This window comes from Duganella aceris (genome assembly GCF_011090165.1).
In the GTDB taxonomy this organism is placed as follows: Bacteria; Pseudomonadota; Gammaproteobacteria; order Burkholderiales; family Burkholderiaceae_D; genus Rugamonas; species Rugamonas aceris.
Genome location: NZ_JAADJT010000015.1, coordinates 106,763 through 133,271 on the forward strand (window position 1 = coordinate 106,763; position 26,509 = coordinate 133,271).

Below are 26,509 nucleotides of genomic sequence, written 5' to 3' on the forward strand. Positions count from 1 at the left end.
ACAACTTGATCAATTCCTGAACAAAACCTGTTCGCGGTTGAACCACCAGCGGCACAGGGCCAGCAGCGCGCCGGCGGTCAGCGTGGTGGACAATAAAATCACCGAGAACATGCGGTAGTCCATGGTGCCCTTGACCAGCTCCTTCATCGCCAGCGACACATTGGTCAGCGGCACCATCGCCCAGCGCCAGTTCAGCTCGACGCCGGGCAGCATCGCGGCCAGGGTCGGCAGCACGGTGACGATGATCAGCGGCGAGATCAGTCCGGCCGCTTCCTTGTAGCTCTTGGCGTAGACCGAGATCGACAGCAGAATGGCGGCGAAGATGGCGGCGGTCGGCACCAGCATCAGCGCCACCATCGCCAGGTCGAGCAGGCCGATGGCGCGCAGCATCTGCACCATGTCGCCGCCCAGCAGCGGACCGAAGAAGAACAGCAGCCCGCCCATGCTCAGGATCATCAGCAGCGACGAGGTCAGGCCGACCGTGAACAGCACCAGGAACTTGGCGAGCACGATGGCGCCGCGCGGGACCGGCGCCAGCAGCAGCGTTTCCAGCGTGCCGCGCTCCTTCTCGCCGGCGCCGGTGTCGATCGCCGGATACATCGCCGACATCAGGCATACCATCAGCAGGATGTAGGGCAGCATGCCGCCGACCACCGTGCCCATCTGCTCGCGCTTGTCGGCGGTGGAGTGGTCCTCCAGCGTGATCGGATCGAGCGCGAAGCTGAGCTGGGTCTTGCTCAGCTTGAGCGCCGACAGCGCCTGTTCGCGCAGCTCGCGGTTCTGGCCGCCGATCACCGACAGCACGCGGCGGCGGGTCAGGTCGACCGTGGACGCGCTGTTGTAATGCAGCTGGATCACGCCTTGCCGGTGCGCCGCCAGGTTGCCGTCCAGTCCGGCCGGAATCACCAGCGCGAACTTGATGCGGTCGGCGCCGATCGCCGACTTGATGTCGCCGGGGCCGGCCAAGGCGACTTCACGGAAGCCCTTTTCGCGGGTGAAGCGTGCGGCCAGTTGCGGCGCGTGTTCCTTGCCGAAGATCGAATAGGTCATCTCGGCCTGGCTGGCGTTCTTGAACATGTTCGACGACAGGTAGCCGAAGCCGGCGAAGATCAGCGGCATCGCGAACACCGGCACGAACACGGTGAAGAAAAAGGTCTTGCGGTCGCGCGCCAGTTCCAGCAATTCCTTCAGGTAGATGGTCCACATCGCTCAGCCTTCCTGGTTGATGACGCCGACGAAGGCGTCGTACAGATCGGCGCTGCCGCCGAGCTGGCGCAGCTGGTCGACCGTGCCGTGGAAGGCGGTCTTGCCGTGGTTGATGATGCACACCCGGTCGCACAGTTTTTCCACCTCGTGCAGGTGGTGGGTGGAGAAGATCAGCGGCACCCGCAGCGCCTTGTAGCTGGCGATGAAGTCGAGCAGGATCTTGGCCGCCATCACATCCAGGCCGGTGGTCGGCTCGTCGAGGATGACGATGCGCGGCTGATGCACGACGGTGCGGGCGATCGCGCATTTCTGCCGCATGCCGGTCGACAGCTGGTCGGCGCGCTTGTTACCGAACTCGTGCATCTGCAACAGCTCGAACAGTTCGTCGCAGCGGCGTTTCAGCTCGGGCGGCCGCATGCCGTGCAGGCGGCCGAAGTATTCGATGTTTTCGCGCGCGGTGAGGCGGCCGTAGAGGCCGGTGCTGCCGGACAGGAAGCCGATCTGCTGGCGCGCCAGCAGCGGATCGGCCAGCAGGTCGACGCCGTTGGCGGTGATGCTGCCGGCGTCCGGCTTGAGCGCGGTCGACAGCAGGCGCAGCGTGGTGGTCTTGCCGGCGCCGTTGGGGCCGAGCAGGCCCAGCACCTCGCCGGGCGCGCAGCTGAAACCGACGTCGCGCACCGCGTGGAACCAACCGTCGTGATCGCGCGGATCGCGCGCCTTGGCGGCCTTGGCGCCACGGGAGGGCAGGCGAAAGCGTTTAGCCAGGCCCTGGACTTCGATCATCGCGCCGCCTTTCATTGAAAGATTTCTAGAATAGCATGCAAAAATTCTGACACGCAAGCAGTGAAACCACGGATGGTTCTTGTTATAGTGATATAAGACACACTGTGTCTTATGAAGGAAAAAATGAATCCTCATCTACAGCAAAAAATCCTGGCGGTCACCCATTGCGGCGTGGACCGCGGCGAGTCCACCGGTTTCTTCCGCGTGGCGCTGGGGCTGTATTACCTGTCCGGCCTGATGACCAAGGAAACGCTGGACTTCAAGTTGCTGGACCGCGAATTCAACCGTTTCATTTATCACACCATCGGCAAGGGCCACAGCATCACCAGCATCCTGCAATACATGAGCGGCGAGAAAGTGGTGGCGGTGGTGGAGTCGAAGCGTTTCCTGAAAGCCTTCGCCGAGCACTGCGCCGAAGTGCCGGTCGAGAACATTCCCTTCCTGCTGGGGCTGAACCTCGGGGTGGCGAAGGAGATTTCCGGCATCGACGTGCGCGGTCCGGTGGCCGACTACATCGAGCGCCAGCGCCAGTTGCGCGAAGCGGCCGACGCCGGCTGAGGGGCGTCCCTTATAATGGGACTTTCCATCGACTTCGGATTTGCTCATGGCCGCATATCATCACACTCCCTTGGATCGTTTCATCACCAGCGCCGACAAGGCCTTGCGGGTGATCGCAGGCGTGGCGTCGGCATCGCGACCGACGCCGGCGCTGCACGCGGCCGACGGCGAGATGAGCGAGGCCGAGCAGCGCCATAGCGCCGGCCTGATGCGGGTCAACCACGTCGGCGAAGTATGTGCGCAAGCCTTGTACAACGCACAGGCGCGCTTCGCCCGCACCGACGCGATCCGGGTGCAGTTCGAGCAGTCGAGCCGGGAGGAGGAGGATCACCTGGCCTGGACCGCGCAGCGGCTGGCCGAACTGAATTCGCACACCAGCGTGCTGAATCCGCTGTTTTACGCCGGCGCCTATGCGCTGGGCACAGCGGCGGCGGTGCTGGGCGACGCGCGCAGCCTGGGCTTCGTGGTGGAGACCGAACGCCAGGTCGAGGCGCACCTGGAAAGCCACCTGGACAAATTGCCGCCGCAGGACGCCAAGTCGCGCGCCATCGTCGACCAGATGCGGATCGACGAGATCGCGCACGGCGCCGCCGCGCAGGCGCTGGGCGCTTCGCAAACGCCGGCGCCGGTGCAGGCGGTGATGTCGGTGATGGGCAAGGTCATGACCGGCACCGCTTATTACATTTAAAACGGCCGGTGTCAGTGCCGACATTCGGACAATGTCCGAATGTCGGCACTGACACCGGGAACTTTATGCGACTTCGACGATCTCGAACGAGTGCGTGATCTCGGCGGTCTTGGCCAGCATGATCGAGGCCGAGCAGTATTTGTCGTGCGACAGCGAGATCGCGCGCTCGACCGCGTCCGGCTTCAGGCCCTTGCCGGTGACGGTGAAGTGGAAGTTGATCTTGGTGAAGACTTTCGGGTCGGTGTCGGCGCGGTCGGCCTTCAGCGTGCATTCGCAGCCGCGGATGTCGGCGCGGCCCTTCTTCAGGATCAGCACCACGTCATAGGCGGTGCAGCCGCCGGTGCCGAGCAACACCATCTCCATCGGCCGTGGCGCCAGGTTGTGGCCGCCGCCTTCGGGCGCGCCGTCCATGCTGACCAGGTGACCGGAACCGGTCTGCGCCAAAAAACTCATGCCCGACGGGCCGTTCCAGCTGACTTTGCATTCCATCGTACTCTCCGTGTTTGTTCGTTGGACATATTGTAAAGTTTTATGCGGGCCCGCGCCGAATCCGCCGACAGCCCGCATCCGCGCTTGACTCGGACCGACATTCCCGCTTATACTTGTCGGCTTTCCGTTCGCTCAGGAAAGTAAATAAGAAGGCCGAGTCCGCTGAAGCAATGGCGGAACCACCATTTGAGCGTGTTTTATTATTTAGGAAGTCAACATGAAAACTTTTTCCGCTAAGGGCCATGAAGTCCAGCGCGATTGGTTCGTGATTGACGCGACGGACAAAGTCCTCGGACGTGTTGCCAGCGAAGTGGCACTCCGACTGCGCGGCAAACACAAGCCAGAATTTACTCCTCACGTCGATACCGGCGATTTCATCGTCATCATCAACGCAGGCAAACTGCGCGTGACCGGCACCAAAGCAACCGAGAAGACCTACTACCGTCACTCGGGCTACCCAGGTGGCATCTATGAGACCAACTTCCTGAAAATGCAACAGCGTTTCCCAGGTCGCGCTCTGGAAAAAGCCGTCAAGGGCATGCTGCCAAAAGGCCCACTGGGCTACGCAATGATCAAGAAGCTGAAAGTGTACGCTGAAGGTTCGCACCCGCACGCTGCCCAGCAACCTAAAGCACTCGAAATCTAAGGAACTGACATGATCGGTAACTACAATTACGGCACCGGCCGTCGCAAGAGTGCAGTAGCTCGTGTGTTTATCAAAGTTGGCACTGGCCAAATCATCGTTAACGGCAAGCCAGCGGCTGAGTACTTCTCCCGCGAAACCGGCCTGATGGTTATTCGTCAACCACTGGAACTGACCGGCAACGTTGAGCGTTTTGACATCAAAGTCAACGTTCACGGCGGCGGCGAATCCGGCCAGGCAGGTGCTGTGCGTCACGGCATCACCCGCGCCCTGATCGACTACGATGCAGCGCTGAAGGGCGATCTGGCACGCGCCGGCTTCGTTACCCGCGATGCACGTGAAGTTGAACGTAAAAAAGTTGGTCTGCGCAAAGCACGTCGCGCAAAGCAATTCTCGAAGCGTTAATTTTTACGCTGTGGCGCGCTGCTTGCGGCGCGTCCTCAAAAAAGCCGCCGGCCTTGTGTCGGGCGGCTTTTTTGCCATTTGGCTACTGTCATGCGGCGGTAGCGCATGCCTGCTAAAATTGGCGCTCATTTATTCAGCACTACTCACTAAGGAAAGCACATGATCAAAGTTGGCATCGTCGGCGGCACCGGATATACCGGCGTGGAATTGCTGCGACTGTTGGCGGTTCACCCGGATGTGGAACTGACGGCAATCACCTCCCGCAAGGAGGACGGCCTGCCAGTGGCGGACATGTTCCCATCGCTGCGCGGCCGCGTGAATATCGCCTTCTCGTCGCCGGACAAGGCCGACCTGAGCCAGTGCGACGTGGTGTTCTTCGCCACCCCGCACGGCGTCGCCATGGCGCAGGCGCCGGAACTGCTGAAGGCCGGCGTCAAGGTGATCGACCTGGCGGCGGATTTCCGCATCAAGGACAAGGCCGTCTTTGAAAAATGGTACAAGATCGACCACACCTGCCCGGAACTGCTGGAAGAGGCCGCCTACGGCCTGGCCGAACTGAACCGCGACGCCATCAAGGGCGCGCGCCTGGTCGCCAATCCGGGCTGCTATCCAACCACCATGCAGTTGGGCTACTACCCGCTGCTGAAGGCGGGCCTGATCGACGCCGGCGCGCTGATCGCCGACTGCAAATCGGGCGTGTCTGGCGCCGGCCGCAAGGCCGAGATCGGCACGCTGTTCTCGGAATCAAGCGACAATTTCAAGGCTTACGGCGTGGCCGGCCACCGCCACACGCCGGAGACCTCGGCGCAGCTGCAGAAGTTCAGCGCCGACAAGGTGAGCCTGGTGTTCACGCCGCACCTGGTGCCGATGATCCGCGGCATGCACTCGACGCTGTACGGCCGTCTGACCAAGGCGGTCAGCAACGAGGAACTGCAGGCGCTGTTCGAAGCGCAGTACCAGGACTCGCCGTTCGTCGATGTGATGCCGTTCGGCTCGCATCCGGAAACCCGCTCGACGCGCGGCTCCAACATGCTGCGCCTGGCGCTGCACCGTCCGGACAACGGCAACACCGTGATCGTACTGGTGGTGCAGGACAACCTGGTCAAGGGCGCGTCCGGCCAGGCGGTGCAATGCATGAACCTGATGTTCGGCCTGGAGGAAACCACCGGCCTGACCCAGATCGCGCTGCTGCCGTAAATCAAAGTGTGGCGGGGCGCGGCGCGGCTTGAAATCCAGCCAAAGGCCCGCATCTTTGGGGATGTCAGTTACAAAATTCTGGAAATGCACGGCGGCGCACAGGTGTTGGGGAGGCTAAGCCACAACGATAGCTCCGGCGCGGAACCGCTTTTGGCGGTCTCCGGAGCATAAATTACGCCAAGGGTCTATAATGGACCAAATGTTTTCAAGTAGGAGTCTGAAATGAATGCTGTCATCGAATCGCTGGATGTAATCCCATCGCCTATCATCTTCACCGATAGCGCGGCTGAAAAAGTCGCGCAATTGATCGAGGAAGAAGGCAACCCAGATCTGAAACTGCGTGTTTTCGTGCAGGGTGGCGGTTGCTCCGGCTTCCAGTACGGCTTCACCTTCGACGAAATCGTCAATGAAGACGACACCACCATGGTCAAGAACGGCGTTCAGCTGTTGATCGACTCGATGAGCTACCAGTACCTGGTCGGCGCCGAGATCGATTACAAGGACGACCTGGAAGGCGCGCAATTCGTCATCAAGAATCCGACCGCGACGTCGACCTGCGGCTGCGGCTCTTCGTTCTCGGTATAAGTTTCGCCCCGCTCGCGCGGGATTGGACGGCGGACAGCCCAGCTTGTCCGCCGTTTGACGTTAACGCGGGTAGAGCGCGCCCAGCACGCGCCCGCCCGCCGCGCCCGTCACCAGCGGCAGGTTGCCCGCCAGCCGCTCGGTGAAGCGGTGGCCCAGCCAGGCGAAGGCCAGCGCCTCGACCCGGTTCGGCGCCACCCCCAGCGCCTGCGTCGACGCCAGCAGCACCTGATTGCCCAGCTCGGCGCCCAGCGCCTCCATCAGCACGCCGTTGTAGGCACCGCCGCCGCAGATGTACACCGCGTCCGCCGCCGCGCCATAGGCCTTGACCGCGTTGGCCAGCGTCACCGCCGTGAACTGCGCCAGCGTGCGCTGCACGTCTTCCGGCGCGGCCTCGGCATGCACCGCCAGCCGCGCGTCCAGCCATTCCAGATGGAACAGGTCGCGCCCGGTGCTCTTGGGCGCCGGCTGCGCCAGATAGGGCTCCTTCAGCAGTTCGGTCAGCAGCGCCGGCAGCACCTTGCCGCTGGCGGCCCAGGCGCCGTCCACATCGTATTCCTTGCCCTGGTGGCGGTCGATCCAGCCGTCCATCAACACGTTGCCGGGGCCGGTGTCGAAGCCGGTCACGCGGCCGTCCCCGCCCAGCACGCTGATGTTGGCGATGCCGCCGATATTCGCCACCACGCGCGCCTGTCCGGCCTTGCCGAACATGGCCTGGTGGAACGCCGGCACCAGCGGCGCGCCCTGGCCGCCGGCGGCGACGTCGCGGCTGCGGAAGTCGGCGATCACGTCGATGCCGCACAGTTCGGCCAACAGCGATGGATTATTGGTCTGGCGCGTGAAGCCCAGCTCGGGGCGATGGCGGATGGTCTGGCCGTGCGATGCGACCGCGCGCACGTCCTGCGCTTGCAGCCCGGCGTCGGCCAGCAGCGTCGCCACGCATTGCGCCGAATGTTGCGCCATCTGGTTGGCGGCCAGCGCCTCGCGCTCGATCTCGTCGAGGCCGCTGCCCTGCAGGGCCATCAGGTCGGCGCGCAGCGCGGGAGGGAAGGGCACGTAGGCCGCGCCCAGCGTGGTGATACGGTCGCCGGAGAATTCCGCCAGCGCGCCGTCCACGCCGTCCAGGCTGGTGCCGGACATTAAACCGATAAACAACATTGTGATGCCCTCGTGTCGGAAAGTCGTATTTTGCCTGACCTTGCGTGTGTTGTCGCACGGATGAGATCGCTCAACAGCGGCATCATAATAAAAAACAGGCCGACAAAGCGGCCTGTTCTGGGTGAAGCACCGTGGCGTTATTTCGCCGCGACGCGGGTGCCGCCGGAGCCGCCCGGCTGCAGCAGCGCGAAGCGGTGCGACATGTCGGACGCGTAGGACTTGAAGCGGGTAAGTTCCGCGGTCGTCAACGGCGCTTGCGCGGTGACGTTCATCTTGCTCGGATCCTTGGCTTCGCCGCCGACGCGGAATTCATAGTGCAAGTGCGCGCCGGTCGACCAGCCGGTGGTGCCGACGTAACCGATGATGTCGCCCTGGCTGACCTTGGCGCCTTTTTTCAGGCCAGGCGCGAAGCGGCTCATGTGCGCGTACGCGGTGGTGTAGTTCGACCAGTGCTTGATGGTGACGAAATTGCCGTAGCCGTTTTGCGTGCCGGCGAAGTCCACCACGCCGTCGCCGGAGGCGCGGATCGGGGTGCCGGTCGGCGCCGGGAAGTCGATGCCTTTGTGGGCTTTCCACTGGCCGGACACCGGATGCACGCGCATCGCGAAGCCCGAAGAAATCCGCGAGAATTCCACCGGCGATTTGAGGAAGGCTTTCTTCAGCGATTTGCCGTCGAAGCTGTAGTACCCGCCGCCTTGCTTGCTCTGCGGATCTTCAAACCAGACCGATTGATAGGTCGTGCCTTTGTTGGTGAACTCGCCGGCCAGGATACGGCCCGCGCGGATGAATTCGCCATCCTGCCAGAACGTCTCATACACCACGTTGAAATGGTCGCCGCGCTTCAGGTCGCCCCGGAAGTCGATGCTGGTCGAGAACATCTCGACGATCTGCTTGACGATGGTGTCCGGCAACTTGGCGCCGTCTTCGTTGGAGTCGGTCGCCGCGTACAGCGAACCCGAGTTGATGGTGCGGGCGTGCATTTCGACGCGGCGTTCCAGCTTGGCCGCTTCTTCCGTCGCCACAAAGCCTTCGCCCTTGCGGCTGACTTTGATGTTGGTGACTGGATTATCCTTGCCGTCCACCACGGTGGCGCGCAGCCACTGCAGATTGCCTTCTTCATCCGTTTGCGCCTGGACCCGCTTGCCGGTCTTCAGCTGCATCACGCCTTTCGCGACCTTATCTTTTTTGATAAAGTTCTCGGCTGCGTCATCGTCCACGCCAAGGCGCGTCAACAACGTCGCCAACGTGTCGCCGGCGCGGATCTTCTCTTCGTGAACGAATTGCTCAGTCGAGGATTGCTGCTCCAGCGCGTTGATCTGTGCATTAAGATCCGGCATCACGACCGCTTCCTGCACGGATTTCACCGGCAGGTCGGCAGCGTCCGGAGCAAGCGGGGCCACGCCGGCCGCACCGAATGCGCACACCGCAAGAAACAATGCGGATGCGCTGACGATGCGCGCTTTGCGCGTGGGGCCTAGCAAACTGAACAAGCGTGAGCTCGTGAATTTATGTATTTGGTTCATGCAATCAGTTAAAATTTGCCGCTTGAACTATTCAGGAACGTTTTATTTTTTCTAATTATTGTTTTGGTTCGTTTTCGTACGGCAAGATTGATGGATCAAGGATTATAACAAACTCCTGAAGCTGCCCACTTTTTTCTGAAAAATACCGCTTAAATATTATGACTACCTCTTCTTCGACACCGCCGGCCCCCTCGAAAGCCTTACCTTTGACCGACAAGGTCCAGGAAGCGCTCGCCATCACCAAACGCGGTGTCGACGAGTTGCTGATTGAAAGCGAGTTCGCCCAGAAGCTGGCGCGCTCGGAACAAAGCGGCGTTCCGCTGCGTATCAAGCTCGGCCTGGATCCCACCGCGCCCGACCTGCACCTCGGCCACACCGTCGTGCTCAACAAGATGCGCCAGTTGCAGGATCTCGGCCATCAAGTGATCTTCCTGATCGGCGACTTCACCTCGATGATCGGCGATCCATCCGGCCGCAACGCCACCCGCCCGCCGCTGACCAAGGAGCAGGTCGAGCAAAACGCGATGACCTACTTCAAGCAAGCGTCGCTGGTGCTGGACCCGGCCAAGACCGAAATCCGCTACAACTCCGAGTGGTGCGACCCGCTTGGCGCCCGCGGACTGATCAAGCTTGCATCACACTATACAGTGGCGCGGATGATGGAGCGAGATGATTTTAGCAAGCGTTTCAAGGGCGGCACCCCGATCGCGGTGCACGAATTCCTGTACCCGTTGATGCAAGGCTACGACTCGGTTGCCCTGAAGTCAGACCTGGAGCTGGGCGGCACCGACCAGAAGTTCAACCTGCTGGTCGGCCGCGAGCTGCAGAAGGACTACGACCAGGACCCGCAGTGCATTCTGACCATGCCGCTGCTGGAAGGCCTGGACGGGGTCGACAAGATGTCCAAGTCGAAGAACAACTACATCGGCATCACCGAACCGGGCAACACCATGTTCGCCAAGATCATGAGCATCTCGGACGACATGATGTGGAAATACTTCAACCTGCTGTCGTTCCGCTCGATCGCCGACATCGCCGCGCTGAAGGCGGAAATCGACGGCGGCAAGAACCCGCGCGACGCCAAGGTGGCGATCGCCCAGGAAATCGTGGCGCGCTTCCACTCGCAACAGGCGGCCGAGGACGCGCTGGCCGACTTCGTCAACCGCTCCAAGGGCGGCATCCCGGACGACGTCGCGGAAGTGGCGTTGAGCGGCGCGCCGGTCGGCATTCCGCAATTGCTGAAGATGGCCGGCCTGTGTCCGTCCACCTCGGACGCGATGCGCATGATCGACCAGGGCGGCGTGCGCGTCGACGGCACCGTCGTCAGCGACAAGACGATCAAGATCGAGGCCGGCACCTTCGTGCTGCAAGTGGGCAAACGCAAGTTCGCGCGCGTCACGCTGACGGCATGATCGCGCTGCTACAACGCGTCAGCAGCGCCAGCGTGGTGGTCGATGGCGCCACCATCGGCGCCATCGACGCCGGCCTGATGGTGCTGCTGTGCGCCGAGCGCAACGACAGCGAAAAGGACGCCGACGCGCTGCTGGCCAAACTGCTCGGCTACCGCGTCTTCGCTGACGCGGCCGGCAAAATGAACCGCAGCGTGACCGACACCGCCGGCGGGCTGCTGCTGGTGCCGCAGTTCACGCTGGCGGCCGACACCAAGTCCGGCACGCGGCCGTCGTTTACGCCCGCCGCCGCGCCGGCCGACGGCCTGCGGCTGTTCAGCTATTTCGTCGAGCAGGCCAGGTTGAAGCACACGGTGGTGCAGACCGGCCAGTTCGGCGCGGACATGAAAGTTAGCCTGACCAACGATGGACCGGTCACCTTCTGGTTGCAAACCAACGTTAAATAAAGACCATGAAACTCTCCAGCGACAGTTTTCGTGACGGTGGCGCCATCCCGGCCAAGTGCGCTTTTGCCGAGCTGGATGCGGGCTTCGGCGTTCAACATGCGGAAAACCGCAATCCCCAGCTGTCGTGGAGCGAGGTGCCGGTCGGCACCGAGTCGCTGGTGCTGCTGTGTATCGACGGCGACGCGCCGACCGACGCCAGCCAGGTCAACCGCGCCGATCGCTCGCTGCCCATGAGCCTGCCGCGCGGCGACTTCTTCCATTGGAGCCTGATCGATATTCCGCTGACGATGCAAGTCATCGCCGAAGGCGCATTGTCGCAAGGCGTCAGCGCGGGCGGCAAGCCCGGCCCGGCGGCGACGCTGGACGGCGTGCCGCTGCGCCAGGGCGTCAACGATTACCACGGCTGGTTCGCCGGCGACCCGGCGATGGCCGGCGACTATTACGGGTATGATGGCCCCTGTCCGCCGTGGAACGACGAGCGCGTGCACCATTATATTTTCCGTCTCTACGCGCTGGATGTGCCGCGCCTGGAGCTGGCGGGGCGCTTCACCTGCGCCGATGTGCTCAACGCGATCCACGGCCATATCATCGATGAAGCACAATTGATCGGCAGCTACACCCTGTACGCGGCCATGAGCAGCCGATCCCAAGACAAGATTGCATGAACAACACCACTATATTGCTGATCCGCCACGGCGAGACGGCCTGGAACGCCGTGCGCCGCCTGCAGGGCCACATCGACATCCCGCTGAATGACGAGGGCGAACGCCAGGCCAACGCGCTGGCGCAGGCGCTGGCCGCCGAGCGGATCGACGTCATCGTCGCCAGCGACCTGCAGCGCGCGATGCAGACCGCGCAGGCGGTGGCCGGCCAGCACGACGGCGCCCCGGTGCAGACCGACGCCCAGCTGCGCGAACGCTGCTACGGCGTGTTCGAGGGCATGCTGTACACCGAGATCGAACGCGACTATCCGACCGACTACGTGTTGTGGCAGGCGCGCGATATCGACGCGGTGATGCCGCCGGGCGAGCGGGTGGCGGAAAGTTTCCGCCAATTCTATGCGCGCGCGATGGCCGGCATCGCCGACTGGGCCGGGCGCCATCCGGGCAAGACCCTCGCCATCGTCGCCCACGGCGGCGTGCTCGAGTGCGCCTACCGGGCGGCGGTCGGCATGTCGCTCGACAGCCCGCGCGACTTTCAGGTCAAGAACGCCAGCATCAACCGCTTCACCTGGTCCGACGGCAAACTGGCGCTCGACAGCTGGGGCGAAGTCGATCACCTGAGCCTGGCGGTGCTGGACGACATTATCTGACGTTCGTGCTTATTGTTTATGCACGGAAACATCGGCTCATAACGGCAATGCTGCACATTTGCCGAATTCATAAAAAATAGTGCTTATTATTTGAGCAGCCCTTCGGTTAAAATAGAAGGTTCCTTCTCCCCAATCAGGTATCGCCAGTGCAAATCGGCCCTCACTTACTGCGCAACAACGTTTTCGTCGCTCCGATGGCGGGCGTCACGGATCGGCCTTTCCGTCAGCTGTGCAAAGAGCTGGGCGCGGGCTATGCGGTGTCCGAGATGGCGGCGTCGAATCCGCGCCTGTGGGCGACCGAAAAGAGTTCGCGCCGCACCGACCACACCGGCGAGATGGAGCCGAAGGCGGTGCAGATCGCCGGCGCCGATCCGCGGGACCTGGCCGATTGCGCCCGCTTCAACGTCGAGCGCGGCGCGCAGATCATCGATATCAATATGGGCTGCCCGGTCAAGAAAGTCTGCAACGCCTGGTGCGGCTCGGCCTTGTTGCAGGACGAGGCGCTGGTCAGGCAAATCCTCGACGCCGTGGTCGGCGCGGTCGATGTGCCGGTGACCCTGAAGTTCCGCACCGGCTGGGACCGCTCCCACAAGAACGCGCTGAACATCGCGCGCATCGCCGAGGACGCCGGCATCGCCATGCTGACCCTGCACGGCCGCACCCGCGCCGATGGTTACAAGGGCGACGCCGAGTACGACATGATCAAAGCGGTCAAGCGCTCGGTCGGGATTCCGGTGGTGGCCAACGGCGACATCACGTCGCCGGAAAAGGCGAAGTTCGTGCTGGACTACACCGGCGCCGACGCGGTGATGGTCGGCCGCGCGGCGCAGGGCCGGCCGTGGATCTTCCGCGAGATCGATCATTACCTGCGCACCGGCGCCCATCTGCCGGCGCCGTACGTGGACGAGGTGCGCGGCCTGATGGACGAGCACCTGCGCGCGCATTACGCCTTCTATGGCGACTTCCTTGGCGTGCGTACGGCGCGCAAGCATATCGGCTGGTATGTGCGCGACCTCCAAGGCGGCGAGGCGTTCCGCCAGAAAATGAACCTGTTGGAGTCCACCGACGCGCAACTGGCCGCCGTCGACCAGTTCTTCGAATCGCAGTGGAGTTTTGGCGAGCGGTTACAATACCGCCTCGCTGAAGAAATGCAGGCCGCAGAGGCGGCGTAGAGAGTACTAAAAAAAGTCAAATCAGAAGGGTAGGCGTCCAGGCCACAAGTCCGGGCGATTTGCCAGCGTCAACAGATTAATTAGCCGAACGACAATAAAATGAGCAAAGAAAGTATCCAGGAAGTGGTCCAGAAGAGCCTTGAAGATTACTTCAACGATCTGGGCGAGCAGCAGGCATCGAACATCTACGACATGGTCGTGCTGACCGTTGAAAAACCGATCCTGGAAGTGGTCATGACGCGCGCCGATGGTAACCAGTCGCACGCCGCGCAGATGCTCGGCATCAACCGCAACACCTTGCGCAAGAAGCTGCAAGAGCACGGCCTGCTGTAACAGCATCCGTCGATCCGGCATGAATGGCTGGGAACGGCCGTCGTGGCCGGCCTGAAGTAAAGAATATTCAACCACCTAGCCTTCATCGCCATGATTAAACAAGCTCTCATCTCCGTCTCCGACAAAACCGGTGTGCTGGACTTCGCCCGCGCGCTGTCCGCCATGGGCGTCAACATCCTGTCGACCGGCGGCACCGCCAAACTGCTGGCCGACAACGGCGTGGCCGTGACCGAAGTCGCCGACTACACCGGTTTCCCGGAGATGCTCGATGGCCGCGTCAAGACGCTGCATCCGAAAGTCCACGGCGGCATCCTGGCCCGCCGCGATTTCCCCGAGCACGTGGCCAAGCTGGAAGAGCATGCGATCCCGACCATCGACATGGTGGTGGTCAATCTGTATCCGTTCCAGGCCACCGTCGCCAAGGACGATTGCACGCTGGACGACGCGATCGAGAACATCGACATCGGCGGTCCGGCCATGCTGCGTTCGGCGGCCAAGAACCACAAGGACGTGATCGTCATCTGCGATCCGTCCGACTACGGCGTGGTGCTGGCGGAAATGAAGACCACCGACAACGCGCCCGGCTATGTCAGCTACGACACCCGTTTCACGCTGGCCACCAAGGTCTACGCGCACACCGCGCAGTACGACGGCGCCATCGCCAACTATCTGACCAGCCTGGGCGCGGACCGCGCGCACGCCAGCCGCAACGCCTATCCGAAGACGCTGAACGTGGCGTTTGAAAAAGTGCAGGACATGCGCTACGGCGAGAATCCGCACCAGTCGGCGGCGTTCTACCGCGACGTGGTCAAGACCGAAGGCGCGCTGGCCAACTACAAGCAGTTGCAGGGCAAGGAACTGTCGTTCAACAACATCGCCGATGCCGATGCGGCGTGGGAATGCGTGAAGAGCATGGGCGGCTTCGACCAGAGCGCGGCCTGCGTCATCGTCAAGCACGCCAATCCGTGCGGCGTGGCGCTGGGCGCCGATGCGGCCGACGCGTACAAGCGCGCGCTGCAGACCGATCCGACTTCGGCGTTCGGCGGCATCATCGCCTTCAACGTGGAAGTGGACGGCGTCGCCGCGACCGAGCTGGCCAAGCTGTTCGTCGAGGTGCTGATCGCGCCGTCGTTCTCGGCGGAAGCCAAGCAGATCCTGTCGGCCAAGCAGAATGTGCGCTTGCTGGAAATCCCGCTGGGCAACGGCGTCAACGCGATGGACTTCAAGCGCGTCGGCGGCGGTTTGCTGGTGCAGTCGGCCGACTCCAAAAATGTGCTGGTCGGCGACCTGAAGGTGGTCAGCAAGTTGCAGCCTACGCCGCAGCAGTTGCAGGACATGATGTTCGCCTGGCGCGTGGCCAAGTATGTCAAGTCCAATGCGATCGTTTTCTGCGGCAATAACATGACGCTGGGCGTCGGCGCGGGCCAGATGAGCCGCATCGATTCGGCGCGCATCGCGTCGATCAAGGCGCAGAACGCCGGCTTGTCGCTGGCTGGTTCGGTGGTGGCGTCGGATGCGTTCTTCCCGTTCCGCGATGGCCTCGATGTCGTGGTCGACGCGGGCGCGACCTGCGTGATCCATCCGGGCGGTTCGATGCGCGACCAGGAAGTGATCGACGCGGCGGACGAGCGCGGCGTCGTGATGCTGTACACCGGCACGCGCCACTTCCGTCATTAATCAACGGCCGACACCGTTTAAGAAGCCCGCAAGCTTGCGGGCTTTTTCTTTACTGCATACAATCCTTTAATGATAATTCTCGGTATCGACCCCGGCTTGCGCACGACCGGTTTTGGCGTGATCCACAAGCAGGGCGCCAAGCTGCGCTATATCGCCTCGGGCACCATCAAGAGCGGCGAGGGCAGTCTGCCGGCGCGGCTCAAGGTGATCCTGGACGGCGTGGCCGAAGTGGCGCGCATCTACCAGCCCGAGTGCGCGGCGATCGAACAGGTGTTCGTCAACGTCAATCCGCAATCGACCCTGCTGCTGGGCCAGGCGCGCGGCGCGGCGATCTGCGCGCTGGTGTCGGCCGAGCTGAGCGTGGCCGAATACTCGCCGACCCAGGTCAAGCAGGCGGTGGTCGGCACCGGGCGCGCGGTCAAGGCGCAGGTGCAGGACATGGTGGCGCGCCTCCTGTCGTTGCCGGGCCTGCCGGGCAGCGACGCCGCCGACGCGCTCGGCATCGCCATCTGCCACGCCCACAGCCGCGAGACGCTGATGCTGATCGCCGGCGCCGGCGTCAACACCGGCACCGGCGGCGGGCCGCTGGCCGGCATGCGCATGAAACGCGGCCGCCTGGTCGGTTAAAACTTCCTCTTTTAAGGCTCCACACGATGATCGGTCGTCTCTCCGGTATTTTGCTTGAAAAAAATCCGCCGCAACTGTTGGTGGACTGCGGTGGCGTCGGCTACGAAGTCGATGTGCCGATGAGCACCTTCTACAACCTGCCCGGCGTGGGCGAAAAAGTGGTGCTGTTCACGCATCAGGCGATCCGCGAGGACGCGCATCTGCTGTTCGGCTTCGGCAACGCCGAGGAGCGCGCGGTGTTTCGCCAGCTGATCAAGATCACCGGCGTCGGCGCGCGCACCGCGTTGTCGATCCTGTCGGGCATGTCGATCGCCGACCTGGCGCAGGCGGTGACCTTGCAGGAGTCGGGCCGGCTGGTGAAAGTGCCGGGCATCGGCAAGAAGACCGCCGAGCGCTTGCTGCTGGAACTCAAGGGCAAGCTGGGCGCGGACATCGGCGCCGGCGGCGCGCACGCCGTGCCGGACTCGCAATCTGATATCCTGAACGCGCTGCTGGCGCTGGGCTATTCCGACAAGGAAGCCCTGCTGGCGCTGAAGACCGTTCCCGCCGGCAGCGGCGTCTCGGACGGCATCAAGCAAGCGCTGAAAGCGCTCTCCAAAGGTTAATTGAAACAACATGAGCATCCAGACCGACAGCTTCACCGAACAGCGCATCATCGACGCGGCGCCGTCATCGCCGAATGAAGAGGCGATCGAGCGCGCGTTGCGCCCCAAGCATCTCGATGAATATGTCGGCCAGTCCAAGATCCGCGACCAGCTGGAAATCTTCATCGCCGCCGCGCGCAATCGCAAGGAGGCGCTCGACCATACCTTGCTGTTCGGCCCGCCGGGCTTGGGCAAGACCACGCTGGCCAACATCATCGCGCGCGAGATGGGCGTCAACCTGCGCCAGACTTCCGGCCCGGTGCTGGAACGCCCTGGCGACCTGGCCGCGATCCTGACCAACCTGGAAGCCAACGACGTGCTGTTCATCGACGAGATCCACCGCCTGTCGCCGGTGGTCGAGGAGATCCTGTACCCGGCGCTGGAGGACTACCAGATCGACATCATGATCGGCGAAGGCCCGGCGGCGCGTTCGGTCAAGCTGGACCTGCAGCCGTTCACGCTGGTCGGCGCCACCACCCGCGCCGGCATGCTGACCAATCCGCTGCGCGACCGCTTCGGCATTGTCGCCCGGCTGGAGTTCTACAACACCGAGGAACTGACCCAGATCGTCACCCGCAGCGCCGCGCTGCTGAAGGCCAACATCGCGCCGGACGGCGCGGTCGAGATCGCCCGCCGCGCGCGCGGCACGCCGCGTATCGCCAACCGCTTGTTGCGCCGCGTGCGCGACTACGCCGAAGTCAAAAGCAACGGCGATATCACCAAGGCCACCGCCGACGCGGCGCTGGTCATGCTCGACGTCGACACGGTCGGCTTCGACGTGATGGACCGCAAGCTGCTGGAGGCGGTGCTGTTCAAGTTCGGCGGCGGCCCGGTCGGCATCGGCAACCTGGCGGCGGCGATCGGCGAGGCGGCCGACACCATCGAGGACGTGCTGGAACCGTATCTGATCCAGCAAGGCTTCCTGCAGCGCACGCCGCGCGGCCGGGTCGCCACGCCGGCCGCGTACAAGCACTTCGGCGTCGCCGCGCCGCGCATCAGCCCCAACGGCGAGCTGTGGTCGGACCTGTGATGCAGATCTGGGTCGACGCCGACGCCTGTCCCGCCGTGGTCAAGGAGATCCTGTACCGCGTCGCCGAGCGCACGCAGATGCAGGTGACCTTGGTGGCGAACCAGCTGCTGCGGGTGCCGCCATCGCGCTTCGTGCGTTCGGTGCAGGTGCCGTCCGGCGCCGACGTGGCCGACCAGGAAATCGTGCGCCTGCTGGCGCCGGGCGACCTGGTGGTCACCGGCGACATCCCGCTGGCGTCCGACGTGCTGAAGAAGGGCGGCTACGCGCTCAACCCGCGCGGCGAGTTCTACACCAACGACAACATCGCGCAGATGCTGACCATGCGCGCCTTCATGGACGAGCTGCGCGGCAGCGGCGTCGACACCGGCGGCCCGGCCGCCTTCAGCCAGTCCGACCGCCAGGCCTTCGCCAACAGCCTGGACCGCCACATCAGCAAGATCCAGCGCGAGGCCGCCGGCCGTGGATGAGCTGCGCGCGATCTCGACCTTCATCCGGGCCGCCGAACTGGGCAGCTTTAACAAGGTCGCGGAAGCGCAGGGCACCACGCCGCAGGCGGTCAGCAAGACCATCCGCCAGTTCGAACAGCACCTCGGTGTGCGCCTGTTCCACCGTACCACGCGCAACAGCTCGCTGACCGAGGAGGGCCAGCGCCTGCTGGAGTCGATCAAGCCCAGCATGGACGGCGTGGTCGGCGCGCTGGCCCGCGCCCGCGACGCCGCACGCGAGGACGAGGGCGTGGTGCGCATCGCCGCCTCGGCCTCGATGGGCACCAAGATGCTGGTGCCGCTGCTGGCCGAGTTCCAGCGCCGCTATCCGCGGATCCAGGTGGACTTGCTGCTGGAGGATGGCTTCAGCGATCTGGTCAGCGACCGCATCGACGTCGGTTTCCGTGGCGGCAACGCGCCCGATGCGCAGGTGGTCAGCCGCCGCCTGTTCACGGTGCAGCAGGTGGTGTGCGCGGCGCCGGCGTATCTGAAGCAGCACGGCGTGCCGCGCACGCTGGAGGAGCTGGCCGTGCACCGCTGCACCGGCTATCGCCAGCCCGGCACCGGCCGCGCCATGGCGTGGGAGTTCGACATCGGCGGCGACATCGTGTTCCATCACGTCCAGCCTATTTTGCTGAGCACCGATCCCGACACCGAGATGCACGCGGTGATGGCCGGCATGGGCATCGGCCAGATCGACAGCATCAACGGCGCCGCTGCGCTGCGCGACGGCCGCCTGGTGCCGCTGCTGGTGGAGCACGTCAGCGAGCGCATGGGCCTCCACCTGTACTACGCGCAGCGCGGCGACATGCCGGGCAGGTTGCGGCGCTTCATCGATTTCAGCGTCGAGCGGTTGCGCGACAGCGCGACGTTTTGCCTGTCGCGCCAGGAGTTGCGCGCGCTGGCGGTATAAACTTTTAGTTGCGACTGTAACGGGGCGGTACGACTACTCTGGTTGTGCTCGCGGGCCTATAGTTCTTCTCACTAACCCACCTGAGGAGAACCACCATGAACCAACTCAACACCCGTATCGCCGTGATCACCGGCGCTTCCAGCGGCATCGGCTACGCCACCGCGAAACTGCTGGCGTCGCGCGGCGCCAAGGTCGCCGTGCTGGCGCGCCGCGCCGACATTCTGGAGAAACTGGCGGCCGAGATCACCGCCGCCGGCGGCACCGCGCTGGCGCTGCCGGTCGACGTCACCGACCAGGCGTCGGTCGACGCCGCCGCCGCGACGGTCGAACAGACCTGGGGCCCGGCCGACCTGGTGTTCAACAACGCCGGCGTGATGCTGCCGGGCGCGATCGAAGAGCGCGACATCGCCCAGTGGCAGCACCAAATCGACCTCAACGTCACCGGCGCGATGCGCGTGATCTCGGCCTTCGTGCCGCAGCTGACCAAGGCCGCCGCCGCCGGCGCCACCGTCGACCTGATCAACACCTCGTCGATCGCGGCGCAGAATATCTACCCATACTTCGCGGTCTACAGCGCCAGCAAGGCCTACGTCAGCCATCTGTCGCGCCACCTGCGCGCCGAGCTGGGACCGAAGAACATCCGCGTCTCGGTCGTCGAGCCCGGCTGTACCGACACGGAGCTGCAGGGCCACTTCACCTTCCCGGGCGCGCTGAACTGGCTGGCCGGCGCCAGAGAGACCATCACCTTCCTGCAGCCCGAGAACGTGGCGGAGGTGGTCGGCTTCCTGGCCGAGCAGCCGAAGCACGTCAACCTGCAACAAGTGGTAGTGATGCCGACCAATCAGGCGTCGTAGCCCGGGATCGCATCGGTGTGTTTTTGCACTGATGCGATTTAATCGTATCCGTCATGTATAATGGCTGGCATCTCTCCATTCCAGCCTTCATCATGACCCGGACATCTGAACCTGAACCGAAGACAGCCCCCCGGCTTGCCGAATTTCTGTGCTTCGCCATGTACTCGGCCAACCTGACATTCGGCAAAGCCTACAAGCCCATGCTGGCGCAGTTGGGGGTGACATATACGCAGTACATCGCCGTCGTCGCCCTGTGGGAGCGGGATGGCCAAACCGTGTCCGAGCTGGGGGAGACGCTGTTCCTGGAATCGAATACGTTGACGCCGCTGCTGAAGAAACTGCAGGCGATGGGCTTGGTGCGACGCGAACGCGATGCGGCGAACGAACGGCATGTCCGCCTGAGCTTGACGCCCGAGGGACGGTTGTTGCGCGAGCAGGCGATCGCGTTGAGCGCTCCGCTGGTCGACGCCTGCGGCTTGTCCCACGATGGATTCAACGCCACCCGTCTGGCGGTGGTGAAGGTGCGCGACAGCCTCGTCAACGCGGTTGCCGCATAGCTGTTACAAATGGACGCAATTTGAAGCCTTGACAGCCAGGCGCCGGTATCCGATCATAAACAAATCGTATGCGCTGTAATCGCATAAGATTTCAACGGCAGCGTTTAAATTGAGTAGTCATCCATATTTGAAGAAGGTTTAGCATGATTCACGTAACGAAAGCAGCCCGTCAATTTGTCGAGACCGGCTTCCCGGGCATCCGAGCGGCAAGCGTTTGGGGTGAAAACGGCAGCGGCGCGGACTTTATCGAGTTCAAAGCGGGCGCGCGCTTCCCGCGCCACGATCACGAAGGCCCGGAGCAGATTCTGGTGGTCAAGGGCCGTATCCGTTTCGGCGAACTGGTGCTGGCGGAGGGCGACTACATGACGATCGGCCACGGCGAGGAGCACGACGCGGAAGCGCTGGAGGACTCGGTATTCTTTCTGGCCCACGAAGGCGGCGCCATCATCAAGGAGTGAACATGAACATCATCCATCCCCCCTATGTTCCGATCAGCTGCGAATTCCACGATAGGCTGGAAGATCTCGCGACCTTGCGCCGGCCGGCGGCGGTGCGCTACGTGGATCAGGGCGTCGTGCTGCAGCGTGAGGCGATCATCAAGGATGTGTTCGCCCGAGGGGGCGTCGAGTATCTGGCGCTCGATTCGGGAGAACTGCTGCGGCTGGATCAGCTAATTGAAGTCGACGGTTCACGACTTGACGGCGCGCATCAGATTGGCGCGTAATCGGATCAGCGATTCTCTGGTGTCGGCAAACTCGGTCGCGGTCAGTCCGCACGCGGCCGAAACGCCGGCGCCGAACGCCTTGGCGCGAAGTTTGCGGCCCGCGTCCGTCAGGCTCAGCAGAACCTGGCGTTCATCGACGGTATCGCGCTCGCGATGGATATACCCCAGGCTTTGCAGCTTTTTCAAAATCGGCGTCAACGTATTCGACTCCAGAAAGATTTTACCTCCCAGGCTGGTGACGGTTTGGTGGCTGTCTTCCCACAGCGCGATGATAATGATGTATTGCGTGTAGGTCAGGCCCAGTCGTTCCAGCGCCGGCTTGTAGGCCTTGGCGAACGTCAGGTTGGTGGAATAAATGGCGAAGCATAGGAAGTCCGTCAGCTCGGGATTCTTATTGGCAGGGTGTTTTGAATAGCTAGTCATATGAAGATTCTTCAGGGCGTGGATTGATATCGCATGCGCTTGCATCGCATGCGATATATCGATATTGCAGGACAGCGGGCAATATGTCAAGCGCTTCCTCGCGTCGTGCCGCTGCATGGGAGTGGCGGCTACTCGGCGGCGTCGCTGGACTTTCGTGCTTGCATGGTGGGGACGTAGCGGGTCAGGTAGATGGTCACGCCGGCGCCGATCAGCGCCACCAGGATCTGCAGCGCCGGCCGCTGGTGCAGGCGCCAGATCGAATAGCCCATCGATGACCACATGAAGATCAGCACCCAGACCTTGCCGCGCAGCGGGATGCCTTTGCCGTTCTCGTAGTCGCGCAGGTATTTGCCGAACACGCGGTTGGTTTGCAGCCAGTGGTGCAGGCGCGTCGAGCCGCGCGCGAAACAGGCGGAGGCCAGCAGCAGGAAGGGGGTGGTCGGCAGCAAGGGCAGGAAGATGCCGAGCACACCCAGCGCCACCGCCAGGCAACCGATCAGATTGAAGACAATTTTCATTGAGCAAATCGTATCACCTTGGGGTAGACTATGTAGAAAATGATAGCGCTAACTTAACCTGGAGGAGACGATGAAAAAACTCATGCTGACCGTATTGGCGTGGCTGGCGATGGCCGCCGGCGCCCATGCCGACAACCAATACAAGCTGCTGGTGCTGGCGATGCCGGGCAAGTATCACTACGAATACATTCCGATCGCGCGCGACAGCCTGGAGCAGCTGGCCAAGCTGCACGCGTTCGAGCTGGTCTACACCAACAAGCCGGAAGTGTTCGACGGCGACCTGAGCCAGTACGCGGCGGTGATGTTCCTGAACACGCCGGGCGAGGAGTTGAGCGAGCCGCGCCGCAGGAAATTCGAGGACTATATGCGCAACGGCGGCAACGCCATGCTGGTGCACCGCGCGCTGATCATTCCGCCCAACACCTGGCCGTGGTTCGAGAAGCTGATCGGGCGCCGCGTCGGCAACCATCCGATGCTGCAGACCGGCGTGGCCGACGTGGTCGACAAGAATTTTCCAGCGACCTATGCGCTGCCGTCGCGCTGGCTGTGGAGCGACGAGTGGTATGTGTTCGATAATCCGTACAACATCGCGATCCATCCGGTGCTGAACGTCGATGAAAGCACCTACGATCCGACCAAGATCTGGCCGGGGCAGGTGTCCAAGGGCATGGGCAAGGACCATCCGATCGCCTGGTATCACACTTATGAAAAGGGCCGCGTGTTCATCACCTCGCTGGGACACAACGGGGAGATGTACCGCGACCCGACCTACTTGAATCACCTGATGGGCGGCATCTACTGGACCGCCACCGGCAAGGGCGTCAAGCCCTAGCCTTTACTTGGTGACCGTGCGCGTGCCGACCACTTCGACCGTCACGCGGCGGTTCTTGGCGCGGCCTTCGGCCGTGCCGTTGTCCCCCATCGGCTGGCTCTCGCCCTTGCCTTCGGTGTAGACGCGCGCGGTGTCGACGCCTTTGCTCACCAGATACGCCTTGACCGCTTCGGCGCGGCGCAGCGACAGCTTCATGTTGTAGTCGTCGGAGCCGACCGAGTCGGTGTGGCCGACGGTGATCATCACCTCGGTGTTCATGCCTTGCAGCTTGCTCAGCAGGTCGTCCAGCGCGGCCTTGCCGTTCGGCTTGACCACCGATTTGTCGAAGTCGAACAGCGCTTCGGCGGCGAACGAGACTTTTTCCGAGGTCGGCTCAGGCGCTTTCGGCGGCGGCGGCGGCGGCATCGGCACGACGGCCGGGGCCGGGGCCGGTTCGGCGGCGGGTGGCGGCACATAGGCCGGGGCGCTGTGCGCCGGGCGGCCCAGCTTGTAGACCAGGCTCACCGACAGCAGGTCCACGTCGCCGCGTTGGCCGACGCCGTCGTTGACGCGGAACCGTTCCATTTCGCCGCGCACCGCCAGCGCTTCGGTCAGCTTGTATTCCAGGCCGAAGCCGGCTTTCGGGCCGAATTTGCGTTCCGAGTTATCCGGCGAGGTGACCGCCGCCAGGCGGTTGCCGTTGAAGCGGGTGCTGGTCTTGGTGTAGTCGACGCCGAATCGGGCCAGCAGCGACAGCCGCTCGGTGAACGGGAACTGCCCGACCACGTCGAAGTTGCCGCCACGGAAACCGGCCTCGCCGTTGAGCACGCCGTTGCCGGACGTGGTCGAGTTGAAGCTGAATTTACCCAGGTCGAAATAACCCAGTTCCAATGCCCAGTAGCGGTTCAGCTGTTTGCCGACGAACAGCTTGTAGCCGGTGTCGCGCTCGTCCTTGTTGAACGACGTGACGGTGGAGCCGTTGCCGATCAGGCTGTTGAACAGGCGCGGTTCGTCGATGGTGGCGCGCGAGCGGCCGGCGCCGGCGCCGATGTACCAGGCGCTGTTGGCCCAGTCGGGATTGACGAAGGGTTCGTCGGCCGCTTGCGCGACCTGGATGGCGAGCATGGCGCAGGCGAGTGCGGTCAGTGTTCCGAATTTCTTGGCGATGGTCATGATGATGTCCTGGATGGGGTTATTTGGTGATCTGGTTGTTGCGCAGCGTGACGGCGCCGCCGGTCAGCACGCGGCCGTTGAGCAGCGTGGCGTTGTCGCCCACGGTGACCGCGGCGGCCAGGCTGAGGATGCTGCCTTTGAAGCTGCTGTTGGCGCCGAGCGTGGTCGGGCCGACCGGCAGCCAGGTGACGTCGGCGGCGGTGGCGCCATTGCTCAGCACCACGGCCGAATTGGCGGTGGTGTTCAGAGTCAGCGCGGTACGGAAGATGTACACGCCGGGGCCGCTCAGCGTGACGGTGCCGGTGATGCTGATGGCGCCGGCGTAGCAGTACACGCCGGGCACCAGGGTCAGGCCGCCGAGATCGATGTCGCCGGTCGAGCTGACGTCGCAGGTACGGCCGTTGACGTTGGCGATGGCGCTTTGCAGGTCGGTCAGCGCGCCGGCCAGGATGGCGCCGGATTTGTAGTTGGTGAAGCCGGCCGCGATGGTCGGATCGGTGGTTTGCGACGAGGCGCCGATGTTACCGGTGATCAGCGTGGTGCCGCCGGCGTTGTTGGTCAGCGAGGTGCCGGCCAGCACCGCGAAGTCGGCGGATCCGCCCAATGGAACCGACGCCATGACCGGCGGCGACGGGATGACGGCGACCACGTTCAGCGCGGCGCTCGAGGTCACGCCGCCGACGGTGGCGGTGATGTTGGTGCTGCCGACGGCGACGCCGGTGGCGAGGCCGGAGGCGGAGACCGTGCCGATCGATGGGCTGTCCGCGGACCAGACGGCGCTGCCGGTGACCAGCGCGGTGCTGTTATCCGCATAGGTCGCGGTGGCGATGAATTGGCTCGATCCGCCGATGGCGACGGTGGCGGAGGCCGGGCTCACGGTGACGCTCAAGGGCGCCGTGCCGCTCACGGTGACGGTGGTGGTCGCGCTCTTGCCGCCGCTGCTGGCGGTGATGACCGAGCTGCCGGCGGCGACGCCGGTGACCAGGCCGCCGGTGCTGACGCGCACGTTGGCCGGGGTGGCGGAGACGAAGCTCGCGCCGGCGGTCAAGTTTTGCGTGGTGGCGTTGGAATACGTGCCGATCACGGCCAGCTGGCGGGTGGCGGCGATCTGCACCGTCGGCGCTTGCGGCGTGACGGCGATCGACACCAGCACGGCCGGCGTCACGGTCAAGGTCGCCGTGGCGGTCTTGCCGTTGAAGGCGGCGCTGATGACGGTGCTGCCGGCGCTGGCGCTGGTGGCCAGGCCGGTGGTGGCGGCGACGCTGGCGACGGCCGGCGTGGCCGAGGTCCAGGCGGCGACCACCGCTTGGGTCGAACCGTCGCTATAGGTGGCGGTGGCGGCGAACTGCTGGGTGGTGCCCAGCGCGATGCTTGGCGCCGCCGGCGTCACCGCCAGCGAGACCAGCGTCGCGGCCGGCAGGCCGAGGATGGGGTCGCGCCCCTGGTCGCCGCCGCCGCAGCCGGCCAACAGGCCGACGGCGAGGAAGCCGATGGAACAGAACAGTGTCTTGGTATATCTCTGCAGGACATTCATGGTGTTTCCCTTTGTGCTGGAACCGTGGAACAACGAACGGCCCGCGCTGTCGGCGACGGGCGTATGGTTCACGATGTCATACCCGTCGGCGCGGGTAGGTGCGCTTGCGCACACAGCACATTGAAACTAGGAAACTACATGACTTTGTGGAAATTTAGCATCAGAAACTTAATGCCGCGCGGACTTAGTCCTGGCGCACCCAGACCTGGGAGCGGCCCAGCATCGGCATGCCGATGTAGCCGCGCACGCTGAGCTTCTTGCCGGCGTCGGTCAGGTGCAGCTTGCTTTTGTAGACCTTGCCGTTGTTCGGATCGAGGATCTCGCCGCCGGCGTATTCGTCGCCGTCCTTCTTCAACCCGGACAGGATCTCCATGCCGATGATCGGCTGGTCCTTGCGCGCGCCGTCGCACTTGTCGCATTTCGGATTCTGATCTTCGCCGGGGGCGCGGAACAATTGCTCGATCTTGCCTTGCAGCGCGCCGTTGCTTTCGGTGATGCGGATCAGCGCTTTCGGCTTGCCGGTGGCGTCGTCGATGTTTTTCCACAGGCCGACCGGCGAAGTGTCGTCGGCGTGGGCGGGGGCGATGGCGAGCGCGGTGGTGATCAGGAAGGCGAGCAATTTCATGGGAGTCTCC

The 26,509-nt window shown here is 63.6% G+C and carries 33 protein-coding genes; 23 read left to right on the forward strand and 10 right to left on the reverse strand.

What is annotated here, in order from left to right; genetic code table 11:
* Positions 1–9 precede the first annotated feature (9 nt).
* Together GW587_RS27165 and GW587_RS27170 are read right to left on the reverse strand one after the other, a co-directional pair.
* Entirely contained in the window at positions 10–1,206 is a 1,197-nt protein-coding gene (locus GW587_RS27165) for an ABC transporter permease (RefSeq protein ID WP_166108036.1), read from the reverse strand.
* Between the two features lie 3 nt (positions 1,207–1,209).
* Positions 1,210–1,989 carry an ABC transporter ATP-binding protein gene (locus GW587_RS27170; protein WP_166108037.1) on the reverse strand — a complete coding sequence of 260 codons (780 nt, stop codon included), beginning with the start codon at positions 1,987–1,989 and terminating at the stop codon, positions 1,210–1,212.
* Positions 1,990–2,112: 123 nt separating this feature from the next.
* On the opposite strand from GW587_RS27170, the gene GW587_RS27175 reads away from it, so the two are divergent.
* Both GW587_RS27175 and coq7 read left to right on the forward strand, forming a co-directional pair.
* Entirely contained in the window at positions 2,113–2,547 is a 435-nt protein-coding gene (locus GW587_RS27175) for a hypothetical protein (RefSeq protein WP_166108038.1), read from the forward strand.
* 46 nt (positions 2,548–2,593) lie between these two features.
* Complete coding sequence (coq7, locus tag GW587_RS27180) at positions 2,594–3,235, forward strand: 2-polyprenyl-3-methyl-6-methoxy-1,4-benzoquinone monooxygenase (RefSeq protein WP_166108039.1); 642 nt, start codon at positions 2,594–2,596, stop codon at positions 3,233–3,235.
* A 63-nt stretch (positions 3,236–3,298) separates the two neighbouring features.
* Here coq7 and GW587_RS27185 read toward each other — a convergent pair whose 3' ends face one another.
* Entirely contained in the window at positions 3,299–3,724 is a 426-nt protein-coding gene (locus tag GW587_RS27185; protein ID WP_166108040.1) for an OsmC family protein, read from the reverse strand.
* Between the two features lie 217 nt (positions 3,725–3,941).
* Here GW587_RS27185 and rplM point away from each other — a divergent pair, with 217 nt between their 5' ends.
* From rplM to erpA, 4 genes are all read left to right on the forward strand, one after another.
* Positions 3,942–4,370: a 50S ribosomal protein L13 gene (gene rplM / locus GW587_RS27190; protein WP_056157909.1), complete on the forward strand. Its 429-nt coding sequence runs from the start codon at positions 3,942–3,944 to the stop codon at positions 4,368–4,370.
* A gap of 9 nt (positions 4,371–4,379) precedes the next feature.
* A complete protein-coding gene (gene rpsI, locus GW587_RS27195) occupies positions 4,380–4,772 on the forward strand; it encodes a 30S ribosomal protein S9 (RefSeq protein ID WP_008445137.1) in 393 nt (130 codons plus the stop codon).
* Positions 4,773–4,931: 159 nt separating this feature from the next.
* Positions 4,932–5,969 carry an N-acetyl-gamma-glutamyl-phosphate reductase gene (gene argC / locus GW587_RS27200; RefSeq protein ID WP_166108041.1) on the forward strand — a complete coding sequence of 346 codons (1,038 nt, stop codon included), beginning with the start codon at positions 4,932–4,934 and terminating at the stop codon, positions 5,967–5,969.
* Between the two features lie 222 nt (positions 5,970–6,191).
* Positions 6,192–6,554 carry an iron-sulfur cluster insertion protein ErpA gene (gene erpA / locus GW587_RS27210; RefSeq protein WP_166108042.1) on the forward strand — a complete coding sequence of 121 codons (363 nt, stop codon included), beginning with the start codon at positions 6,192–6,194 and terminating at the stop codon, positions 6,552–6,554.
* A gap of 60 nt (positions 6,555–6,614) precedes the next feature.
* Here the strand turns inward: erpA and GW587_RS27215 are convergent, their stop codons facing one another.
* Positions 6,615–7,709 (reverse strand): anhydro-N-acetylmuramic acid kinase, encoded by a 1,095-nt coding sequence (locus tag GW587_RS27215; protein WP_166108043.1) that lies wholly within the window; start codon positions 7,707–7,709, stop codon positions 6,615–6,617.
* Positions 7,710–7,846: 137 nt separating this feature from the next.
* Positions 7,847–9,232: a M23 family metallopeptidase gene (locus tag GW587_RS27220; RefSeq protein WP_166108044.1), complete on the reverse strand. Its 1,386-nt coding sequence runs from the start codon at positions 9,230–9,232 to the stop codon at positions 7,847–7,849.
* A 158-nt stretch (positions 9,233–9,390) separates the two neighbouring features.
* Here GW587_RS27220 and tyrS point away from each other — a divergent pair, with 158 nt between their 5' ends.
* The 16 genes from tyrS (at position 9,391) to GW587_RS27300 (ending at position 21,415) form a co-directional block, all read left to right on the forward strand.
* Positions 9,391–10,644 carry a tyrosine--tRNA ligase gene (gene tyrS, locus GW587_RS27225; protein WP_166108045.1) on the forward strand — a complete coding sequence of 418 codons (1,254 nt, stop codon included), beginning with the start codon at positions 9,391–9,393 and terminating at the stop codon, positions 10,642–10,644.
* Entirely contained in the window at positions 10,641–11,087 is a 447-nt protein-coding gene (dtd, locus tag GW587_RS27230) for a D-aminoacyl-tRNA deacylase (protein ID WP_166108046.1), read from the forward strand. Before tyrS ends, dtd begins: the two co-directional genes overlap by 4 nt.
* Positions 11,088–11,092: 5 nt before the next feature.
* Positions 11,093–11,752: a YbhB/YbcL family Raf kinase inhibitor-like protein gene (locus GW587_RS27235; RefSeq protein WP_166108047.1), complete on the forward strand. Its 660-nt coding sequence runs from the start codon at positions 11,093–11,095 to the stop codon at positions 11,750–11,752.
* On the forward strand, positions 11,749–12,399 hold the full coding sequence (locus tag GW587_RS27240; RefSeq protein WP_166108048.1) for a histidine phosphatase family protein: 651 nt from the start codon (positions 11,749–11,751) through the stop codon (positions 12,397–12,399). Before GW587_RS27235 ends, GW587_RS27240 begins: the two co-directional genes overlap by 4 nt.
* Before the next feature lie 146 nt (positions 12,400–12,545).
* A complete protein-coding gene (gene dusB / locus GW587_RS27245) occupies positions 12,546–13,571 on the forward strand; it encodes a tRNA dihydrouridine synthase DusB (RefSeq protein ID WP_166108049.1) in 1,026 nt (341 codons plus the stop codon).
* 99 nt (positions 13,572–13,670) lie between these two features.
* Positions 13,671–13,904, forward strand: coding sequence for a helix-turn-helix domain-containing protein (locus GW587_RS27250; RefSeq protein ID WP_008445162.1), 234 nt, complete (start codon positions 13,671–13,673; stop codon positions 13,902–13,904).
* A 90-nt stretch (positions 13,905–13,994) separates the two neighbouring features.
* Positions 13,995–15,581, forward strand: coding sequence for a bifunctional phosphoribosylaminoimidazolecarboxamide formyltransferase/IMP cyclohydrolase (gene purH, locus GW587_RS27255; RefSeq protein WP_166108050.1), 1,587 nt, complete (start codon positions 13,995–13,997; stop codon positions 15,579–15,581).
* 69 nt (positions 15,582–15,650) lie between these two features.
* The gene (gene ruvC, locus GW587_RS27260) at positions 15,651–16,208 is read left to right on the forward strand and encodes a crossover junction endodeoxyribonuclease RuvC (protein ID WP_166108051.1); all 558 of its coding nucleotides are present in this window, start codon (positions 15,651–15,653) and stop codon (positions 16,206–16,208) included.
* 26 nt (positions 16,209–16,234) lie between these two features.
* On the forward strand, positions 16,235–16,813 hold the full coding sequence (gene ruvA / locus GW587_RS27265) for a Holliday junction branch migration protein RuvA (protein WP_070271126.1): 579 nt from the start codon (positions 16,235–16,237) through the stop codon (positions 16,811–16,813).
* 10 nt (positions 16,814–16,823) lie between these two features.
* Positions 16,824–17,882, forward strand: coding sequence for a Holliday junction branch migration DNA helicase RuvB (gene ruvB / locus GW587_RS27270; RefSeq protein ID WP_166108052.1), 1,059 nt, complete (start codon positions 16,824–16,826; stop codon positions 17,880–17,882).
* Positions 17,882–18,349 carry a YaiI/YqxD family protein gene (locus GW587_RS27275; protein ID WP_166108053.1) on the forward strand — a complete coding sequence of 156 codons (468 nt, stop codon included), beginning with the start codon at positions 17,882–17,884 and terminating at the stop codon, positions 18,347–18,349. Before ruvB ends, GW587_RS27275 begins: the two co-directional genes overlap by 1 nt.
* A complete protein-coding gene (locus tag GW587_RS27280) occupies positions 18,342–19,280 on the forward strand; it encodes a LysR family transcriptional regulator (RefSeq protein WP_166108054.1) in 939 nt (312 codons plus the stop codon). Before GW587_RS27275 ends, GW587_RS27280 begins: the two co-directional genes overlap by 8 nt.
* Before the next feature lie 95 nt (positions 19,281–19,375).
* Complete coding sequence (locus GW587_RS27285; RefSeq protein ID WP_166108055.1) at positions 19,376–20,134, forward strand: SDR family oxidoreductase; 759 nt, start codon at positions 19,376–19,378, stop codon at positions 20,132–20,134.
* 92 nt (positions 20,135–20,226) lie between these two features.
* Entirely contained in the window at positions 20,227–20,691 is a 465-nt protein-coding gene (locus tag GW587_RS27290) for a MarR family winged helix-turn-helix transcriptional regulator (protein ID WP_166108079.1), read from the forward strand.
* Positions 20,692–20,834: 143 nt separating this feature from the next.
* On the forward strand, positions 20,835–21,149 hold the full coding sequence (locus GW587_RS27295; protein ID WP_166108056.1) for a cupin domain-containing protein: 315 nt from the start codon (positions 20,835–20,837) through the stop codon (positions 21,147–21,149).
* A gap of 2 nt (positions 21,150–21,151) precedes the next feature.
* Positions 21,152–21,415: a hypothetical protein gene (locus tag GW587_RS27300; RefSeq protein ID WP_166108057.1), complete on the forward strand. Its 264-nt coding sequence runs from the start codon at positions 21,152–21,154 to the stop codon at positions 21,413–21,415.
* Here GW587_RS27300 and GW587_RS27305 read toward each other — a convergent pair.
* Both GW587_RS27305 and GW587_RS27310 read right to left on the reverse strand, forming a co-directional pair.
* A complete protein-coding gene (locus GW587_RS27305; protein WP_166108080.1) occupies positions 21,380–21,838 on the reverse strand; it encodes a MarR family winged helix-turn-helix transcriptional regulator in 459 nt (152 codons plus the stop codon). The genes GW587_RS27300 and GW587_RS27305 overlap by 36 nt on opposite strands.
* A 128-nt stretch (positions 21,839–21,966) precedes the next feature.
* Positions 21,967–22,356: a YbaN family protein gene (locus GW587_RS27310; RefSeq protein WP_166108058.1), complete on the reverse strand. Its 390-nt coding sequence runs from the start codon at positions 22,354–22,356 to the stop codon at positions 21,967–21,969.
* 70 nt (positions 22,357–22,426) lie between these two features.
* On the opposite strand from GW587_RS27310, the gene GW587_RS27315 reads away from it, so the two are divergent.
* Entirely contained in the window at positions 22,427–23,188 is a 762-nt protein-coding gene (locus GW587_RS27315; protein ID WP_166108059.1) for a ThuA domain-containing protein, read from the forward strand.
* A 3-nt stretch (positions 23,189–23,191) separates the two neighbouring features.
* Here GW587_RS27315 and GW587_RS27320 read toward each other — a convergent pair whose 3' ends face one another.
* From GW587_RS27320 to GW587_RS27330, 3 genes are all read right to left on the reverse strand, one after another.
* Positions 23,192–24,340 (reverse strand): OmpA family protein, encoded by a 1,149-nt coding sequence (locus GW587_RS27320; protein WP_166108060.1) that lies wholly within the window; start codon positions 24,338–24,340, stop codon positions 23,192–23,194.
* A 19-nt stretch (positions 24,341–24,359) separates the two neighbouring features.
* Positions 24,360–25,874: an ice-binding family protein gene (locus GW587_RS27325; protein ID WP_166108061.1), complete on the reverse strand. Its 1,515-nt coding sequence runs from the start codon at positions 25,872–25,874 to the stop codon at positions 24,360–24,362.
* A gap of 184 nt (positions 25,875–26,058) precedes the next feature.
* Positions 26,059–26,499: a DUF2147 domain-containing protein gene (locus tag GW587_RS27330; protein ID WP_166108062.1), complete on the reverse strand. Its 441-nt coding sequence runs from the start codon at positions 26,497–26,499 to the stop codon at positions 26,059–26,061.
* Between the last annotated feature and the right edge of the window lie 10 nt (positions 26,500–26,509).